Raw genomic sequence first — 18797 nt, 5'->3', positions numbered from 1 at the left:
GCCGTCTACCGTCGGCGGCATGGGAGCGACGCCGATCCACCTGCGGATCCTCGGACCGTTGCGGGTGTGGCGGGGCGACGTCGAGGTCGACGCCGGGCCGAACCAGCAGCGCTGCCTGCTGGCGCTGCTGCTGGCCCGCGAGGGGCGTCCGGTCGGGATGACCGAGCTGATCGAGGCGCTCTGGGACAGCGAGCCGCCGCCGAGCGCGGTCAACATCGTGCACAAGTACGTCGGGCTGCTCCGCCGGCTGCTCGAACCCGGCCTGCCCCCGCGGGCGACCGGGTCCTACCTGCGCAGGCACGGCCACGGCTACTACCTCACCGCCGACGAGGAGACCGTCGACCTGACCCGTTTCCGCCGGCTGGTCGCCGAGGCCAAATCGCAGGCCGGCCGCGACGAGCCGGGTGTGGCGTTCGACCTGTACGCCGAGGCGTTGCGGCTGGTCCACGGCCCAGCCGGCGCGGAACTGGCCGACACCCTGACCGCCCGCAGCATCTTCGCCGAGGTCGACGGCGAGGTCGTCGACGCGGTGCTGGCCGCGGCCGACCTCGGGGTCCGGCTGAACCGCCCGTCCCGGCTGCTGACCCCGCTGCGCCGGGCGGCCCAGCTCGACCCGCTCAACGAGCACGTCCACGCCAGCCTGGTCACGACGCTGGCCGCCGCCGGGCACCAGGCCGAGGCGATGGCCACCTACCGGTCCCTGCGCGGCCGGCTCGCCGACGAGCTGGGCGTCGAGCCCGGGCAGGACATGCGCAACGCGTTGGAGGGCGCCCTCACCAGGGTCGTCCCGGCCCAGCTCCCGCCTGACTTGGCGCTGTTCGCCGGTCGTACGGGCGAATTGGCCGCCCTGCATCGTCTCGCGGCCACCCCGCGAACCGGCCCCCTGGTGATCGCCCTCGACGGCCCCGGCGGCGTCGGCAAGTCGACGTTGGCCCTGCACTTCGCCCACGCCGTCGCCCGCGACTTCCCCGACGGCCAGCTCTACCTCGACCTGCACGGCAAGCAACCCGCCGAGGCCGTCCAGACCCTCCTGTACGGTCTCGGCGCGCGCTCGATTGAGGCCGAGCCCGCGCAGGCCGGTTTGTACCGCAGCTTGACCGCCGGCCGGCGCCTCCTGCTCGTGCTCGACAACGTGACCGACGCCGCCCAGGTCCGGCCGCTGCTGCCGAGCTCGGCGCGCAGCCTGGTGCTGCTGACCGGCCGTTCCCGCCTGTCCGAGCTGGCCGTACGCGACGGCGCGCACCTGATGCGGGTCGACGTGCCCGATCTGGCGGCCGCCCGCGCCCTGCTCGCCCGTCGCCTCGCCGCCCTGCCCGACGAGCCTCAGGGCAGCCGGCTCGTCGACGAGATCATCGAGCTTTGCGGCCGCCTGCCCCTCGCGATGGTGCTGCTGGCCACCGGTCTCACGCCGGAGCGCTAGCCGACCGGATCGCCTCGGCCACGACGTGGGCCGTGACCATGCGCAGGTGTTCGAGGTCGGCCTCCACCTCGCCGGTGGCCAGGGCGACCACCGCGTCCCCGTCGTAGCTGGTGTGGGCCGGGTCGAGGGCGCGCGCGTAGCCGGTGTGGGCGCTCTGGGCCAGCAGGTTGCAGTCCTTCTTGCCGAGCTTGGCGTCGGTCAGCACCACCCCGATCGTGGTGTTGGCCGAGGGGAACGGCGGCGGCGCGGGGGTCACGCCGGTGACCGGTTCGGCGCCGGGGCCGATGACGTCGCCCCAGGCGTTGACCGCGATCACGGCCACGACCGACGCCGCGCCGGCCTGCCCGCGGGCCACCCCGAGACCGCTCGGCACGAGCTCGCCACGCCATTTGCCGGTGGTCGCGCCCGTGCCGGCGCCGACCCGGCCCGCGGTGAACGGCTCGCCCGAGAGCGCCGCCTCGGCCGCCGAGCGACCAGCTTCGGCGTACGGGGGCGGATTGACAACCGCGGCGTCGAACAGGGACAGGCCCACGACGATCGGCACCACGCCGGCCGGGGTGGGCAGGCCGAGCCCGCGCTCGCGCAGGAGCCGCATCACGCCGTCGCCCGCGGCCAGCCCGTACGCGGAACCGCCGGACAGCACGACGGCATCGACCCGGTCCACGAGGCGTACGGGATCAAGCAACTCGAACTCGCGCAAGGCCGGCGCACCGCCGCGCACCTCGCCCGAACCGACCGTGCCGGGTGGCGGCAGGATCACCGTCACCCCGGTGCCGTCGCCGGTCCAGTGGCCGGCCCACGCCGAGAGAAGCTGCGGTTCGCTCATCTCCCCATGATCCACCCGAAATCCGGTAAGCGGATCGCCTCGCTCAAGGCGTCTGTATGGGTGTAGGCCGATGAACGGATGGGGTTGACATGCCGGTAACGCAGCAGCAATCTCGATTTATCGATTTAGCCCCGGCGTTGGGGGGACTCGCGTGCGAGACGCTGTAGTCACGATGTCGGCCGCCGGGGTCACGGTGGTGATCGACGCCGGTGGGCCCGGCCTCCCGGTGATCGAATACTGGGGTCCCGAGCTGCCCGGCCTCGACGCCACCCAGGCCGCCACGCTGCTGCAGGTCGGCGAGGGCGTCACCGGCAGCAACGCCCAGGATCTGCCACCCCCGGTCGCGATCATCCCCGAGCACAGCGGCGGCTGGACCGGCCGCCCCGGCCTGCGCGGTTCGGCCGGCGGCGTGGGGTGGTCACCGTCGTTCCAGATCCAGACCTTCCGCCCGTACGGGGGTGGTGGCCCCGGCCGGCTCGAGGTCGACGCGGCCGACGTGGACGGCCGGCTCGCGCTGCTCATCGAGATCGAGCTGCTGCCCAGCGGCCTGCTGCGGGCGCGCGCGACGGTCACCAACCAGCGCGAGGAGCCGTACGGGCTGGAGGATCTGGTCTTGTCCTTCCCGCTGCCCGCGGCGGCGACCGAGGTGCTCGACTTCGCCGGCCGGCACAACCTCGAGCGGGTGCCGCAGCGCTCGCCGCTGGGTGTCGGCCTGCACCTGCGCGAGAACAGGCGCGGGCGGACGGGGGCCGACAGCGCCTACGTGCTGCACGTCGGCGAGCCCGGCTTCGGCTTCGAGCGGGGCCGGCTGTGGGCGGTGCACACCGCGTGGAGCGGCAACCACACCCACTACGCCGAGCGGGTCTGGTCGGGGGAGCAGCGCCTCGGCGGCGGCGAGTTGCTGCTGGCGGGTGAGGTGCGGCTCGCGCGCGGGGAATCGTACGGGAGCCCCTGGGTCTATGGCTCGCACGGCGACGGGCTGGACGAGGTGGCCCGGCGCTTCCACCGTCACCTGCGCGCCCGCGAGCGGCCCGTGGGCAGCGAGCGGCCGGTGTCGCTCAACGTGTGGGAGGCCGTCTATTTCGACCACCGGCTCGGCAAGCTGCTCGACCTGGCCGAACGGGCCGCGCAAGCCGGCGCCGAGCGTTACGTGCTGGACGACGGCTGGTTCGGCTCGCGCCGCGACGACACCTCGGGGCTGGGCGACTGGGTGGTGTCGCCCGACGTCTGGCCCGGCGGGCTGCACCCGCTGATCAACCGGGTCAAGGAGCTGGGCCTGCAGTTCGGGCTGTGGTTCGAGCCCGAGATGGTCAACCCCGACTCCGACCTGGCCCGCGAGCACCCCGAGTGGATCATGGCGGCGCGGGCCGACTGGCCGGTCGAGTCGCGCCGGCAGCAGGTGCTCAACCTGGGCATCCCGGGCGCCTACGACCACGTCAAGACGCAGATGCTGGCGATCCTCGACGAATACGACATCGACTACATCAAGTGGGACCACAACCGCGACCTGATCGACGCGGGCACCCAGCCCACCGGCGTACCGGGCGTGCACGACCAGACCCGCGCGTTCTATCGGCTGCTCGAGGAGCTGCGCGCCGCCCACCCGGCGCTCGAGATCGAGTCGTGCTCGTCCGGCGGCGGCCGGGTCGACCTCGAGGTCCTCGAGCGCACCGACCGCGTCTGGGTCAGCGACAACATCGACCCCCACGACCGGCAGCACATGCTGCGCTGGACGGGCCAACTCGTGCCGCCCGAGTTCCTGGGCTCGCACATCGCCTCGGACGACAGCCACGTCACCGGGCGCCGGCACGACCTGGCGTTCCGGGCCGGCACCGCGATCTTCGGGCACCTCGGCATCGAGTGGAACCTGACCGAGGCCACCGACGAGCAGCTCGCCGAGCTGGGGGAGTGGATCGCGTTCTTCAAACAGAACCGCGGGCTGCTGCTCGCGGGCGATCTGGTGCGGATGGACGGATACGGCGACGACGTGCTGGTGCACGGCGTGGTCGCGCCCGACCGGTCGGTCGCGCTGATCGCGATGGTGACGATGGCGAGCCCCTATCCGGACCCGCCGGCCCGGCTGCGTTTCCGCGGCCTCGATCCGCGACGGCCGTACCGCCTGCGGCCGTTGCGCCCGGTGTCGCATCCGCCCCCGTGGTGGGGCAGCGAGGCCGTTCTCAGTGGCGCCGCGCTCGAGCACGCGGGCGTCGCCGCACCCCGGGTCGTTCCCGACCAAGTCGTGCTCTATCGCGCCGACGCCCTTTGAAGGGGACACGATGGCCACCATTGCTGACGCACCTCGGAGGAAACGTAAGGACGACACCCAGCTAGCGATTCTGTTCATCCTGCCCGCGCTGATCGGCTTCCTGGTCTTTCTGCTGTGGCCGACGCTGCGCGGCATCTACCTCAGCTTCACCAAGTTCAACCTGCTCACCCCGCCCGAGTTCAACGGCCTGGACAACTACGTCCGCATGGTGCAGGACCCGGTCTTCTGGAACTCGCTGCGCGTCACCGTCTACTACGTGATCGTCAACATCGTCATCCAGACGGCGCTCGCGCTGGCCATCGCGGTGATGATGCAGCGGCTGACCAAACGCACCTGGCTGCGCGGCATCGTGCTGACGCCGTACTTGGTGTCCAATGTAGTCGCCGCGCTGATCTTCCTGTGGATCCTCGACTACCAGCTGGGCATCGGCAACCGCGTGCTCGAGCTGATCGGCATGGACCGGATAGCGTTCCTGGCCGACAGCAACTGGGTCATTCCGACCGTCGCGCTGATCAACGTCTGGCGGCACGTCGGCTACACGGCCCTGCTGATCTTCGCGGGTCTGCAGACCATTCCCGAGACCCTGTACGAGGCGGGGCGCACCGACGGCGCGTCCGAGCTGACCATGTTCCGGCGGATCACGCTCCCGCTGCTGCGCCCGATCCTGGCCCTCGTGCTGATCATCACCGTGGTCGGGTCGTTCCAAGTCTTCGACACGGTCGCCGTCACCACCCGCGGCGGGCCGATCGACTCGTCCCGCGTCCTGCAGTACTACATCTACGACATGGCGTTCGGCCGCTTCCAGTTCGGCTACGCCTCGGCCATGTCGGTCGCGCTCCTGGTGGTCCTCGTCGTGATCACATTCCTGCAGTACCGCCTGACTCGTGCCGAGCAATCCGACCTGGCCTAGGAGCATGTCATGGCCACTGCTACCGAACCCGTTGCCGTCCCTGTCGCCGCTGATATATCGGACAAATCACCCCGCACTTCATTCAACTTCGGCCGCGCGCTGGCCTGGATCTTCATGATCCTGGTCATCCTGGCCTCGCTGTTCCCGTTCTACTGGATGCTGCGCACGGCTTTGAGTAGCAACAACGCCCTGTACGCGGGCTCCGACAGCCTGCTGCCGGTGGACACCTCGTGGGGCGGCTTCGAGCGCGTCTTCGGCCTGCAGACCGGTCAGGAGGCGATCGACGCCGGCGGCGCGGGCCAGCCGATCAACTTCTGGCACTACCTCGCCAACTCGGTGATCGTCTCGTGCCTGGTCACCGCCGGGCAGGTCTTCTTCAGCGCGATGGCCGCGTACGCCTTCGCCCGCCTGCAGTGGCGGCACCGCGAGAAGGTCTTCGCGTTCTTCCTGGCCGGCCTGATGATCCCGGCGATCTTCACGCTGCTGCCCAACTTCGTGCTGATCAAGCAGCTCGGGCTGGTCGACACGCTGCTCGGCATCTCGCTGCCGACGATGCTGATGACGCCGTTCGCGGTGTTCTTCCTGCGCCAGTTCTTCCTCGGCATCTCGCGCGAGGTCGAGGAGGCGGCTTTGGTCGAAGGGGCTTCCAAGGTGCGGGTGTTCTTCCGGCTGATCCTGCCGATGTCGTCGGCGCCGCTGGCCACCCTGGCCATCCTGACCTACATCACCTCGTGGAACGACTACTTCTGGCCGCTGATGGTCAGCTACACCGACCGCTCGCGGGTGCTGACCGTGGCCCTCGGCGTCTTCAAGTCGCAGACCCCGCAGACCGGCCCGGACTGGTCGGGCCTGATGGCGGCGACCCTCGTGGCCGCGCTGCCGATGCTCGTCCTGTTCTTCTTCTTCGCCAAGCGGATCGTCAACTCCATCGGCTTCAGTGGGATCAAATGAGACTCAAACTGGCATTCCTCATGTCGGCCGTGCTCGCCGCGGGCTGCGGCTGGAGCGGCGCCGACGCCACCACCGAATCGGGCGGCGGCACCATCGAATACTGGCTGTGGGACTCGGGTCAGCAACCCGGATATCAGAAGTGCGCCGACTCGTTCGCAAAGCAAAACCCGGGGCTGAACGTCCACATCTCCCAGTACGGCTGGGACGTCTACTGGTCGAAGCTGACCGCCGGGTTCATTGCCGACACCGCCCCCGACGTGTTCACCGACCACCTGGCCAAGTTCGCCCAGTTCGTCGATTTGGGGGTGCTGCGCCCGCTCGACGAGCTGGCCCCGACCGCCGACATCAACGACGGGGACTATCAGGAGGGGCTGGCCGAGCTGTGGAAGGGCCAGGACGGCAAGCGGTACGGGTCGCCGAAGGACTGGGACACGATCGCGATGTTCTACAACCCCGGGGCGTTGCGCGCCGCGGGGTTCTCTCCTGATGATTTATCCGATCTATCATGGAACCCGCGCGACGGCGGCACGTTCGAGAAGATGATCGCCCACCTGACCGTCGACAAGAACGGCGTCCGCGGCGACGAGCCCGGCTTCGACAAGAACAACGTCTCCCAGTACGGCCTGGGCTCCGACGGCGCCGGCGGGGGCGGGTGGGGCCAGACGCAGTGGTCGGCGTTCGCCGGCAGCGCGGGCTGGCAGGTCACCGACCGCAACCCGTGGGGCACCCGCTTCAACCTCGACCAGCCCGCCTTCCAAGACACGCTCACGTGGTATTTCGGCCTGGCCCGCAAGGGTTACATGCCGAGCTTCGCCGAGATCGGCGGCAACAACCCGGTCGGCCCCGACAAGCAGATCCAATCCGGCCTGGCCGCGATCGCCCTCGACGGCTCCTGGAAGATCTCGACGTTCCAAAACCTGACCGACACCTCGGGCCAGAAGCTCAAGGTCGGCATCGCCCCCACGCCGATCGGCCCGTCCGGCAAGCGGGCGTCCATGTTCAACGGCCTGGCCGACTCGGTCACCTCGCTGTCCAAGCAACCCGACAACGCCGCCAAGTGGGTCAAGTTCATGAGCGGCGAGGAATGCCAAAACATCATCGGCGAATCCGGCATCGTCTTCCCGGCCCGCCCCTCCGGCACCGAGAAGGCGATCGCGTTCAACAAGGACAAACGCCAGCTCGACGTCACCCCGTTCACCGACCAGGTCAAAGACAAGACCACATTCCTGTTCCCGGTCACCACCAACGCCGCCGACATCACCGCACTGCTCCAGCCCCGCATGGACGCCGTCTACATCGGAGAGTCGCCGGTGTCCTCCCTGACCACCGTCAACGACCAGCTGAACGACCTGTTCAAAGTGGCGCAGTAAGCGTCTCGCGGGTCTGCGTCAGCGGGAGCTCGGCCGCCGTGCGGTGGCTCAGGTTGGCGTCCTTGGCCGCCGCCCGGACGTCGGCGTCGAAGAGGCGCCTACCGGCCGGCACCCGCTCGGCGGTGCGGGCCGCGTTGACAAGCATGCCTCAAGCCTTGCTCCGGGCAAGGCTCGCAAGGTGTCCTACCAGCTGCGTCGGACTGGGCATGCCGGCCATCTCGGCCCGTACGGCGGCCGCGTTCGACGACAGGGCCGCATCGGTGATCAGGCGAATGATCAGGTCGGCGGTAACGGCGTAGTCGTCGGCGGCGAGGCCGACACCACGCTCGGCGACGAGGGCGGCATTGTGCCGCTGGGGGGAATTGCCGTTCAACGCCAGTTGGGGCACACCGGCGTGCAGGGCGGTGAGCACGGCGCTCGCGTCGGCCGGGTGGACGACAGCGGCGCAGTGGCGCAGCACCGCGGCGGCCGGCCCCGGCTTGCTCATCGGTGCCGCGGGCTCGATCATGACGAGGTCGGCCTCGACGGTCGCGCAGGCGGCGATCACCTGGTTCATCGCGGGCCCGCCGGCGCGGCCGAGACACACCGCGATGCGGGCCCGGCTCGGCGGCCGGGTCAGCCACTCGGGCAAATCGGCATCCTCGTGGTGCGGAACGAACCGCATGGGCAGTGCGTCCCGCGGACCCACCAGGCTCGGCGGCGCGACGCCGATCGTCGCCGCGGCGGGCGGCAGGGCCGCCACCCCGTGACGGCGCAAAGCCCGGCTCAGCCGCGCGGCCGTGGCCGCGACCAACTCCGGCCCGTCGCCCAGCAAGCCGTTGTGCAGCACGGCGGGCACAGCGATCGCAGCGGCGGCCAGAGCGCCGGCGACAGCCAGCGGATCGTGCACGACCACGTCCGGCCGATGGCTTTCAGCGAGGGCCACCACGCTGTCGGCGAGCTGATCGTTCACCGAGCCGAAGGTGATCGCCGCGGCCCTTGTGCCCGCGGTTCCGTTCCGCTCGGCTCGCGTGATCAGCGGGTGCCGCACCGCGATCCGCACCCCGGTCGACAGATAGCTGAACCGCGGCGCGACGTCGGTCACCGGCAGCCCGATCTCCACCGACGCTGCCTCCCCGGCCGTCGCTACCAGCACGTCGTGACCCGCGTCCACCAGGGCCCGCCCGAGCGGCGCCACCGACTGCACCGCACTGAGCAGCGGCGCCACCACAACAAGGAATCGCACGCGTAGATGGTAAAGATCGACCTCAATCGAGGTTGCGGTGCTCGACGCCACTACGATCTCCCGGTGATTCGACGCCGCCTGGCCCTGGCCGCTTCTGCCGTTGCCGTCTGTCTGCCGGCCGGCGCCTGCACCGCGCCGGCCGCAACACCTACGACCACGGCCTCGGCATCGGCCAGCGTCACGCCGTTCGACCCCAGGGCGGCGTTGGCCGCGTCGACCACCGGCATCGACACCGGCGGCTACACCTTCAGCGTGGTGGGGCCGGCCTTCGAGATGAGCGGTGCCGTGCACACCCCAACGGGCAGCGCGGAAACTCTGTCGATGACCAAACAGAAAAACGTCAGCGTGATGACCCGGGCCCGAGTCACCGCGGGCGGCACCTATTCGCAGTGGTCGGTGTCCGGCGGGCAATGGGACGACCTCGACCGCGTGGTGGACATGATGGCGCGCTCACCCGACGCCAACATCCGCAAGGACGCCGCGACCTACCGTGACCTCCGCGAGTTCCTCGACGGCACGTCCTGGATGCCACCCGGATCGCTGCCGGCTTCGATGACCCCTCAACTCGACCTGAACGCCCCCGACGTCGTCGGCGTGAAGCGCCTACTGGGCCGGATCAAGACCGTCGAGGGCGACAACCGCGCCATCACCGGCACATTGGACACGTCCCGAATCGCCAAGGACCAGACCATGATCGGCATGCTGGCTCGCCAATACCCGCCGCGCACCGGCACTGCGATGCCGTTCCGGGTCCTGCTAGACATCCAGGACCGGGTAGCCACATTCTCCCTCACCACCCCCGGTTCGCCCGACACCTGGGTGATCAACCTCTCCGAGTACGGAAAAGTGCAGCCGCTCACCGCGCCACCACCCGACACCATCAAGAAGCCGTCGCCCGCGGTCGTGACCTTCCTGCGCGGCAAGGATCTCACCGAGCCCCTCTGGCGAAAGCGGAGTCCGCGCGCGGGGGCTTGAGTCGAGGTTGTGGTCCTCGACGCCGCGATGTCCCGCCGTAACTCGAGATGATCTGATCCCCTTGGGGCGCGATGATCGGCACAATTCGAGAATGCTTTGTGGCTATGTCAAGCGCTCGTTCGGGTGTTTGTGGCGGCCGATAATCGTGCTTTTCCGGGTCCCGGGAATCGTGGCTTTGTGCGGTGGATTCCCGCTGTCACAGTGGAGCGATGGATCGCATGGTGGCGCGGGCCCGGCGGGAGGTGTCGTGATCGACATCGAGGTCCGGGAGGTGTCGGCGGCCGAGGACGGGTCGTTCGGGGTCCGGGTCGACTTCGGTGACGGGGGCGGTGCCGACGTGACCGTGTCGGCGGTGGCCGACGACGCGACCGAGAAGCTGCTGACCTGGTATTTCGAGGAGCACCTGCGATATCCGTTCCTCGACAAGGATCTCGAACGGCAGGCCGCCGCTGCGGTTGCCGAATACGGCCGGACGCTCTTCCGGCAGGTGTTCACGGGCGAGGCGGCGTTCGGCTATCGGCGGGCGTTCGACGTGGGGTTCGAGGGCTATCGGCTGGTGGTGCGGGGCTCGGCCGGTTTCCAGCGGCTGCACTGGGAGACGCTGTGTGATCACGACCGGGGTGAGCGGCTGGCGCTGCGGATGCCCATCGTCCGCCAGGACTCACGGGTTCCGTTGCATTACCGGCTGCCGGATCCGGCCGCTACGTTGAACATTCTGGTGGTGACGGCGCGACCCTTCGGTTCCCGGGATGTGGGGTATCGGCTGATCTCGCAGCCGCTGCTGGAGGCGATCGGGCGGACGACCATGCCGGTGACGGTGGATCTGGTCCGGCCGGGCACCTGGGAGGCGCTCCGCGACACACTGCGCGCGGCGGCCCGGGACCGCGGCCAGGGCTGGTATCAGGTGATCCACTTCGACCTGCATGGTGGCTTCGGTGCGCCGGACGAGTTCGCCGCCGGGGCGGTGTCCGGCCGGTATCTGTTCGATCCGGCGAGCGCCCCTGGACAGGGCCGCCAGGGCTTCTTGTTCTTCGAGACCGGCGAGGCGGGTGTGGCCCGGCCGGTGCCGTCGGCGGAGGTCGCGCGGTTGCTGGCCGAGCATCGCGTGGCGGTGGCGGTGTTGAACGCCTGCCAATCGGCGATGCAGCACGGCAACGAGGCCAGCCTGGCCCAGGATCTGGTCGCGGCGGGCGCACCGGTCGCGATCGGCATGGCGTATTCGGTCACGGTCAGCGCCGCGAAGCAGGCGATGCCGGTGTTCTACGGCAGGCTTGCGGCCGGGGACGATCCGGTAGCGGCCGCGTTCGAGGCGCGTCGGGCCCTGCACGACACGAAGGCCCGGCGGGGGCACTTCGAGCAGGATTTCGATCTGGAGGACTGGATCCTCCCGGTGGTGTTCGCCCAGCGCGAGTCCCGGCTGAGTCTGCGACCGATGACCTCGCCCGAGTCGAACGCGTTCTACCAGCGGCGCGAACAGGTGAGTGTGGCGCCGGCGGTGGAGTACGGGTTCGTCGGCCGTGACTTGGACCTGCACGCCCTGGAGCGACTCCTGCTGATCGACCCGCACGCCGGCCAGGCGCTGGTGCGGGGCATGGCCGGCGCAGGCAAGTCCACGCTGCTGGCGCACGCCGGCTGGTGGTGGCAGCGGACCGGGCTGGTGAACGAGGTTTTCCTGTTCTCCTACGAGGAACGGGCGTGGACCGCGGAGCAGATCGTCCGGCAGATCGCCCGGCACCTGTTGACGGCGGTCGAGTTCGCCGAGTGGGAGGCGCTGACCCCGGCGGCAAAGACGGGATTAATCACCGAGCGGCTGCGCGCCGGACGACACCTGATCATCATCGACAACGCCGAGTCGATCACGGCCAGCCCCGCGGCGATCCCGCATGCACTCCCCGATGCCGAACGTGACCGGCTGGCGCGGCTGCTGGCCGGGCTGCAGGGTGGACGCACGTTGGTGCTGGTCGGATCGCGGGAGGCCGAAACCTGGCTGGCCCGCTCCACGTTCGCCGGCCGGGTATATGACCTGCCGGGCCTGGACCCCCAGGCCGCCGCCGACCTGCTCGAGCGCATCCTTGATCGGCACGGTGGCACACAATGGCTGAGCGAGGCCACCGACCAGGCGCAGCGGGAGGCGCTGACCGAGCTGATCCGGTTGCTGGACGGCTACCCGCTGCCGATGACCGTGGTCATGCCACAACTGGCCACCACTCCACCAGCGCAAGTGCTGGCCGACCTTCGGGTGGGGCGCGACAGCGCCGACCCGACAATGGTCGCGCGACGAGCGATCGAATACAGCCACGGCAAGCTCGACCCCGCCCTGCAATCGTCGATTCTGCTGCTGGCCCCGTTCACCACCAGCATCCCGGTCCCGGTGCTCGAGACCTACGTCGAGGCGCTACGCACTGACCCGGCTGGAGTCGATCTTGACGGGGTGGATCTGCCGGCTGCGGTCGCCGAGCTGCGCCGTGTCGGCTTGGCCGCCGAGCACTCGACAATGGCCGGCTTCGTGCAGATCGTGCCGATCCTGCCGTACTTCCTGCGAGCTCGACTGAGGGACAACCCGGCAGTCGAGCAAACCTGTGATCGTGGGCACTACGCGCTGTACACCAGCCTTGCTGGCGCCTTCGAGGCGATGCTCACCGACAATGATCCGCGCCAACGGGCGACCGGCCAGGCCGCTGTCAAGGCGGAGTACGCCAACCTCACCGCCGCCATCGAATACGCCCAGCACACCCGACAACCTGTCCTGCGTCTCATACGAGCCGTGAACAAGTATCTGGATCAAACTCAACAGCATGACACCCGCCGGAGTCTGCTCGAAATTGCCATCGCCCGCCATCCCGCTGCGGAGACTCCTGACGAGAAGTGGGAACTGCTGGACCTGCACAACATGGCCGGCCACACCGCCATCATTCAACACCGACTCGACGACGCAGCGCGTCATTACACCAGCGAACTCGCCATGAAACAGGCCCTCGGCAAGCGCAGCTCGGAAGCCGTCACTTACCACCAACTCGGCAGAGTCGCGGAGGAGCGGCGACTCTTTGAGCAGGCTGAAGAGCACTACCGGCAGGCCCTCGACATCCTGTTGGAGTTCGGGGACCGGCATGGCGCGGCCAGGACCTACCACCAGCTCGGCCTCGTCGCGCATGAGCGGCGACTCTTTGAGCAGGCTGAACAGCATTGCCGGCAGGCCCTCGACATCCTGTTGGAGTTCGGCGACCGGCACAGCGCCGCCAACACCTACCACCAACTCGGCGCGGTCGCATACGAGCGGCGACTCTTTGAGCAGGCTGAACAGCATTGCCGGCAGGCCCTCGACATCCTGTTGGAGTTCGGCGACCGGCACGGCGCGGCCAGTACCTATCACCAGCTCGGCGCGGTCGCGCACGAGCGGCGACGCTTCGAGCAGGCTGAACAGCATTACCGGCAGGCCCTCGACATCCTGTTGGAGTTCGGCGACCGGCACGGCGCGGCCCGCACGTATCACCAGCTCGGCGCGGTCGCGCACGAGCGGCGACGCTTCGAGCAGGCTGAACAGCATTGCCGGCAGGCCCTCGACATCTCGTTGGAGTTCGGCGACCGGCACGGCGCGGCCCGCACGTATCACCAGCTCGGCGCGGTCGCGCACGAGCAGCGACGCTTCGAGCAGGCTGAACAGCATTACCGGCAGGCCCTCGACATCCTGTTGGAGTTCGGCGACCGGCACGGCGCGGCCCGCACGTATCACCAGCTCGGCATGGTCGCGCACGAGCAGCGACGCTTCGAGCAGGCTGAACAGCACTACCGGCAAGCCCTTGACATCAAGCTGGAGTTCGGCGACCGGCACGGCGCGGCTAACACCTACAACCAGCTCGGTGCATTGCTAGCCGAACTTAATCAACACCACCCTGCCTGCACCGCCTTGCTACACGCGGCAGCGGCCTGGCATGCGAGCACCGGCGCCTGGCCCACCAACACCCTCGACCTGCTCCGGCAGGAACGGTCGCACTTGTCAGACAGTGAGTTTCAGCAGGCAATCGCTGAAGTCGTCCCCGTGGACTTGCGCGGTGAATTCGACGATGCGCTTCAAGAAGGCGACGGGATTACCTGATTCCCATTCCGGCCGCGAGGAAAGGGGAAATTGCTCGGCTATCCGGGGGCCGCGGAAAGCTTGAGGGCTGTGCTGACTTTGGCCAGTTCGTGAAGAGCGGCGGGGCGGCCGTTGGCGGGAGTGGTTAGCTGGCGGTGGGGAGGAATGCCCAGTAGCCGTTCTCGTGGGCGGTGAGGCCGAAGCGTTTGGCGGGTTCGAGGTCGTTGCGGATCAGGGAGAACAGGTCGGACAGGATCGAGGTGCGGTCGCCGAAGTAGGAATGGCTCATCAGGCCGGTGTCGAGTCTGCTGGCGTCGATGGTGTCGAGGCCGTCGATGACGACGATGGCTGGTCCCGATTGGCCGGCTCGTGGGTAGCGTGCGAGCCTCTGGGACGCCTTGAGGGCGAGGTCATTCGACGAGGCGTAGAGGGTGTAGCGGTTGGCGCGCTTGAGAAACTGGGCGGCCAGTTGGGTGAAGATCGCGGCGTCGACGTCGGGGGCGGCGAAGACGACGTGGCCGAGGCCGGCTGACTCGGCCGGGGTGAGGTCGGCGAGGCCTTGAGTGACGACGCGGTTGCCCATGCTGTGCGCGAGCAGGTGCAGCCGCCGGGTTCCGAGCCGGCCGAGCGCCAACCGCAGGAAGTCGGCGAAGTGCGGGCGGGTCCAGAGGCTGTTTTCCTCGTCGGTCGGGTAGCGCAGGGTGGTGCCCTCCGACGGCCAGCTGTAGAGCATCGGCAGGCCGTCGAACTGCAGGTCGTAGGCGATCTGCGCGGCTCGCCGGGCGGCGTCGGCGAAGGTGACGTTGTAGCCGTGCACAAACAGCAGTGCCTCCGGGGCGGCGGAGACCCTCACCGCCTCGGACCCCCGCTGCGTGAAGGCGTCCTGGGTGAGCTGGTCGGTGCCGAGAAGCGCGACGTGTTTGGCCGGGTCAGGTCGGAACTGGAGTTTCCACAGCCGGGGCTTTTCCAGGGCGCCCATGCGATGGTCGTCGGGGACGCTGACGCGGGCCACGCCGTAGCTGGGGGTTCCGCGAGCACCGGTGAACGGGTCGCGCGCGCCGGGTTCGGCGGGAGCGCGGTCGGTCGCGTACAGGATCGGAATCTCGAGGTACCGCTCGTGCTTCTCGGCGCCTGGGATTGGCGGCAGCGAGAATTCGCGGGTGACCGTGCCCTCGAGCTCCCCCATGACTGTCGCCGCGATGGCCGGGTGGGCTTGGAGGGCCGACAGCAGGTCGACGGCCTCGGCGTCGCCGGTGGCGCCTTCGGCTCGGGCCGCCTCCACTCGGCGCAGATGGAGCAGGACGGTACGTTCGAGCGACTCCTCCGGGTGGCGCAGATGCGACCACACCCGTGCCACGGCATCGACGAGCGAGTCGACCTCGTCGAACGGCTCCATCCCGACCTCCCTGCCCGCCGGACCACCCGATGCGGCGTGGTCTCCACTATCATCACCGGCACACCGGAACGGGTGCACTTTTCGGTTGTACCTTGCGGACACAGGGTCGACAGCGGGCGGGTGAGCTTGTATCGATCAAGAAACGGCGGCTACCGTCCCGTTCTCACCGAGGCAAGGGGGCGGGAGTGTTCACTGGTCTGGTGCTCGACGGCACGGGCTTCGAGGTCGTGGCCGGCGCGGACCGGATCGGCCCCCGGCGCCTGGTGAGCGCGCAGGACCAGGCGCTGCTGACGGAGATCAATTCCAAATACGTACGGGGAATCCAGGCGCACGCGGCCGACGACGTCTTCGTCGAGCTGGGCCGGCAGCTGTGGTCCTGGCTGGAGGGCGACCACGGCCAGTTGACGGGGTTGCTCGAGGCCGCCTCGACGCCGACGGTCTTCGAAGTGCGCGGGCCGAAGTCACCCTCCGGTGTGGCCTGGGCGGTGTTGCGGGCACCGTGGGAGTTGCTGGCCCGCCCCGGTGAAGAGTTCCTGGCCCTGGATGCGTACAAGCGATTCTGTGTCGTACGCCGGTTGGGTGCGCCCGCTGCGGTGCCCGACCCGGACCAGCATCGGCTGGGGCTGGCCTTCATGGCGTCGGCGCCGCGGGGGCAGCGTGAACTGGACTTCGAGGCCGAAGAGGCAGCGATCCTGGCGGCGGTCGACGAGACCCGGGTTGACTTGGTCGTCGAGGACACCGGAAATCCCGTCCAACTGGGTCGCCGCCTGGCCGATTTGGGCGGGATGCCGGTGGTGCACCTGTCCTGTCACGGGGTGAACCGGTGGCCGGCGCAGCCCGGCGGGCCGAGTGAACCGGCGCTGATGATGGAGGACGAGGTCGGTGACGGCCTGCCGACCACGGCGGCCGACCTGATCAGGGTGATGACGAAGCCGCCGCGCCTCGTGTTCGTATCGGCCTGCCTGACCGCGACGGCCGCGGACGCGAACGATCACCTGCCGCCCGGACCGGACCATCGCTCGGGGCCAACGGCGGTCGCCGACGCCGTCGGGTCGGTGGCCCATTCGATGGCGACGGCGTTGATCTCGGCCGGGATCCCGGCGGTGCTGGGCTGGGACGGATCGGTCGGCGACCGGGCGGCGACGCTGTTCGCCGAGCAGCTGTACCAGCAGCTGAGCCTCCACGCCGATCTCGCGGTGGCCGTCGGCGAGGCCCGCCGCCACGTGCTCGGCGCCGACGATCAGCGGATCCGGGCGGATTGGCATCTCGCCCGGTTGTGGGTCGGTCCGTCCGGCGGTGGGCCGCTCGTCGGCGGAGCGCAGCGACGCTCACTGGTGTCGGCGGTGCACGGCACCAAGGTGTTCCTGGACCTCAAGGAGCACGTGCCGGTCGCGGCACCGTCCATGTTCGTCGGCCGTCGGCCGGAACTGCAACAAGCGCTACGAGCTTTACGGTCACCGGACCGGGCCGGCGTGCTGCTGTACGGGCAGGGCCGGCTCGGCAAGTCGAGCCTCGCGGCCCGGCTCGCCGACCGCACCCCGCAGTTGATCCCCGCGGTTGTCTTCGGCGACTACACGGCGACCGCGATCCTGGACGTGATCGAGCAGGCGGTACGAACAATCCCAGCGGCCCGCGACCTGATCGCGCAGCGCCGCGGTGAGGTCCGTGATCGGCCGGCGGCCTTCGAGCCGCTGGTGACCGACCTCCTCGCCGGACCGCTGGCCCGAGCCGATAAGGGACAACGGGCCCTCCTGCTGATCATCGACGACTTGGAGCAGGTCCTCGTCGCGGATCGGGAGGGCTTGCACCGGGTCGAGCCCGAGATCGCGCCCGTTCTGGCGGCGCTGCTGCGGGCTTTCGACCCGGCCGTGACCGACAGCCGCCTGCTGTTGACCAGCCGCTACCAGTTCACCCTCGACGGGCTGCCGAACCGGTTGGAGCAGATCCCGTTGCGGCCGCTGTCGCTGGTCGCCCGGCTCAAGCTACTCAGCCGGCAGCAGGCCCAGGCCAGCCCCGATCTGCGGATCGAGAGGTCGGCGCTCGCCGAGCGTGCGGCCGAGGTCAGCCGCGGCAACCCCGGACTGCAGGACCTCATCGGATTGCGGCTGGTCCTCAGCGATCAGGTCACCACCGATCGGGCCACGGCAGCCATCGCCGACATGGAGGCCTACCTCCGCAAGGGCGATCTGCCCGCAGAGACGGCGATTCGCGCGTTCCTCGAAAATCTGGCCCTGGACACCCTGCTCGAACTGGCCGGCCCGGCGCACCGCGATCTGCTACGCGACCTCACGGTGTTCGACCTGCCGGTCCCCGGCCAGGTCGTCGCCGCGGTGGCCCAGCGCAGCGCAGGGTCGGCTGATCGGTTGCGTGGCCTCGGCCTGCTCGACACCTTCCCCGACCCGCACCAGCCGCAGCAGACGGCTACCGCGGTCAATATGCTGGCGGCGGGACGCGTCGACCCGCTGCACGACGACGAGATCACCGCCCTGGCCAAGCTTGCAGTTACCCCGCTGTTCCTCGCCTGGGGCGGGAACGCCCGAAGTCCGGTGGTGAATGCGGAGTTGACCCGGCTCGCCTTACGCGCCGACAACCCCCAGGTCACCGCTGCCTGCGCCGCCGGCGCCGTGCTAGCGCTGGCGGGAGGGCCGGCCGACACGGCCTTCCAACTCGGCCAGACCGCGATCGCGCTCCTCGACCGACACCGTCACCCCGTCCCAATCAAACTTCTGCGCCATGCTGCTGATGCCGCACAGGTCAGCGGAGACGGCGACAGCGCCGTGAGCCTGTTCGACCGCGCCAGTCGCCTGATTCACACTGATGACCGACAGACCGACCCGCTCGAACACGCCCGGGTAATGGCCGAATACGCCACCTACCTCATACAGCGTGGCGACCTTGACCATGCCGAACGGTTGCTGCACCAAACCCACCAAACGTTCACCGCGGCCGGCTCCGACGGCGAAGCCGCCTCCTGCCAAGGCACCCTCGCCGACATCCTGTTCCAGCGCGGTGATTACGATGAGGCCCTGCGCATCCGACGTGAGGTTGAGCTGCCGGTTTACGAACGGCTCGGCGACACCCGGTCAGCGGCGGTCACCTGGGGCGACATCGCCGACATCCTGTTCCAGCGTGGTGTTTACGATGAGGCCCTGCGCATCCGACGTGAGGTTCAGCTGCCGGTTTACGAACGGCTCGGCGACACCCGGTCAGCGGCGGTCACCTGGGGTAACATCGCCGACATCCTGTTCCTGCGGGGTGTTTACGATGAGGCCCTGCGCATCCGACGTGAGGTTCAGCTGCCGGTTTACGAACGGCTCGGCGACACCCGGTCAGCGGCGACCGCCTGGGGCAAGATCGCCGACATCCTGTTCCAGCGGGGTGATTAC

The 18797-nt window shown here is 69.3% G+C and carries 12 protein-coding genes; 8 read left to right on the top strand and 4 right to left on the bottom strand.

Annotated features, from left to right (window positions below; all coding sequences use genetic code 11):
• Positions 1–19: 19 nt before the first annotated feature.
• A complete protein-coding gene (locus JKJ07_RS48815; protein WP_203078745.1) occupies positions 20–1420 on the top strand; it encodes an AfsR/SARP family transcriptional regulator in 1401 nt (466 codons plus the stop codon).
• Here the strand turns inward: JKJ07_RS48815 and JKJ07_RS48810 are convergent.
• On the bottom strand, positions 1404–2246 hold the full coding sequence (locus JKJ07_RS48810) for a P1 family peptidase (protein WP_203078744.1): 843 nt from the start codon (positions 2244–2246) through the stop codon (positions 1404–1406). The genes JKJ07_RS48815 and JKJ07_RS48810 overlap by 17 nt on opposite strands.
• A gap of 151 nt (positions 2247–2397) precedes the next feature.
• On the opposite strand from JKJ07_RS48810, the gene JKJ07_RS48805 reads away from it, so the two are divergent.
• The 4 genes from JKJ07_RS48805 to JKJ07_RS48790 are packed head-to-tail and all read left to right on the top strand — an operon-like array spanning position 2398 to position 7743.
• Entirely contained in the window at positions 2398–4512 is a 2115-nt protein-coding gene (locus tag JKJ07_RS48805; RefSeq protein WP_307834837.1) for an alpha-galactosidase, read from the top strand.
• Between the two features lie 10 nt (positions 4513–4522).
• The gene (locus tag JKJ07_RS48800) at positions 4523–5422 is read left to right on the top strand and encodes a carbohydrate ABC transporter permease (RefSeq protein WP_203078743.1); all 900 of its coding nucleotides are present in this window, start codon (positions 4523–4525) and stop codon (positions 5420–5422) included.
• 9 nt (positions 5423–5431) lie between these two features.
• Positions 5432–6373: a carbohydrate ABC transporter permease gene (locus JKJ07_RS48795; RefSeq protein ID WP_236202880.1), complete on the top strand. Its 942-nt coding sequence runs from the start codon at positions 5432–5434 to the stop codon at positions 6371–6373.
• The gene (locus JKJ07_RS48790) at positions 6370–7743 is read left to right on the top strand and encodes an ABC transporter substrate-binding protein (RefSeq protein ID WP_203078742.1); all 1374 of its coding nucleotides are present in this window, start codon (positions 6370–6372) and stop codon (positions 7741–7743) included. Before JKJ07_RS48795 ends, JKJ07_RS48790 begins: the two co-directional genes overlap by 4 nt.
• On the opposite strand, the gene JKJ07_RS48785 is transcribed toward JKJ07_RS48790, so the two are convergent.
• Positions 7727–7888, bottom strand: coding sequence for a hypothetical protein (locus tag JKJ07_RS48785; RefSeq protein ID WP_203078741.1), 162 nt, complete (start codon positions 7886–7888; stop codon positions 7727–7729). The genes JKJ07_RS48790 and JKJ07_RS48785 overlap by 17 nt on opposite strands.
• 3 nt (positions 7889–7891) lie before the next feature.
• Positions 7892–8968, bottom strand: coding sequence for a glycosyltransferase (locus JKJ07_RS48780; RefSeq protein WP_203078740.1), 1077 nt, complete (start codon positions 8966–8968; stop codon positions 7892–7894).
• A gap of 6 nt (positions 8969–8974) precedes the next feature.
• Between JKJ07_RS48780 and JKJ07_RS48775 the strand changes: the two genes are divergently transcribed.
• Together JKJ07_RS48775 and JKJ07_RS48770 are read left to right on the top strand one after the other, a co-directional pair.
• On the top strand, positions 8975–9943 hold the full coding sequence (locus tag JKJ07_RS48775) for a hypothetical protein (protein ID WP_203078739.1): 969 nt from the start codon (positions 8975–8977) through the stop codon (positions 9941–9943).
• Between the two features lie 247 nt (positions 9944–10190).
• A complete protein-coding gene (locus tag JKJ07_RS48770) occupies positions 10191–14036 on the top strand; it encodes a tetratricopeptide repeat protein (RefSeq protein WP_203078738.1) in 3846 nt (1281 codons plus the stop codon).
• Between the two features lie 124 nt (positions 14037–14160).
• On the opposite strand, the gene JKJ07_RS48765 is transcribed toward JKJ07_RS48770, so the two are convergent.
• Entirely contained in the window at positions 14161–15411 is a 1251-nt protein-coding gene (locus JKJ07_RS48765; RefSeq protein ID WP_203078737.1) for an alpha/beta hydrolase, read from the bottom strand.
• A 185-nt stretch (positions 15412–15596) separates the two neighbouring features.
• Here JKJ07_RS48765 and JKJ07_RS48760 point away from each other — a divergent pair.
• On the top strand, positions 15597–18797 hold a 3201-nt coding region (locus tag JKJ07_RS48760; protein ID WP_203078736.1), incomplete at its 3' end, for a CHAT domain-containing protein.

Origin of the sequence: Paractinoplanes lichenicola (genome assembly GCF_016785085.1) — a bacterium.
Classification (GTDB): domain Bacteria; phylum Actinomycetota; class Actinomycetes; order Mycobacteriales; family Micromonosporaceae; genus Actinoplanes; species Actinoplanes lichenicola.
This window is presented reverse-complemented; position numbering and strand designations above follow the sequence as displayed.

Excerpts from the sequence above, each read along its gene's own strand:
- JKJ07_RS48785 (WP_203078741.1), bottom strand. The coding sequence starts at position 7,888 with ATGCTTGTCAACGCGGCCCGCACCGCCGAGCGGGTGCCGGCCGGTAGG.
- JKJ07_RS48765 (WP_203078737.1), bottom strand. The coding sequence starts at position 15,411 with ATGGAGCCGTTCGACGAGGTCGACTCGCTCGTCGATGCCGTGGCACGG.
- JKJ07_RS48775 (WP_203078739.1), top strand. The coding sequence starts at position 8,975 with ATGGTAAAGATCGACCTCAATCGAGGTTGCGGTGCTCGACGCCACTAC.
- JKJ07_RS48790 (WP_203078742.1), top strand. The coding sequence starts at position 6,370 with ATGAGACTCAAACTGGCATTCCTCATGTCGGCCGTGCTCGCCGCGGGC.
- JKJ07_RS48795 (WP_236202880.1), top strand. The coding sequence starts at position 5,432 with ATGGCCACTGCTACCGAACCCGTTGCCGTCCCTGTCGCCGCTGATATA.
- JKJ07_RS48800 (WP_203078743.1), top strand. The coding sequence starts at position 4,523 with ATGGCCACCATTGCTGACGCACCTCGGAGGAAACGTAAGGACGACACC.
- JKJ07_RS48815 (WP_203078745.1), top strand. The coding sequence starts at position 20 with ATGGGAGCGACGCCGATCCACCTGCGGATCCTCGGACCGTTGCGGGTG.
- JKJ07_RS48810 (WP_203078744.1), bottom strand. The coding sequence starts at position 2,246 with ATGAGCGAACCGCAGCTTCTCTCGGCGTGGGCCGGCCACTGGACCGGC.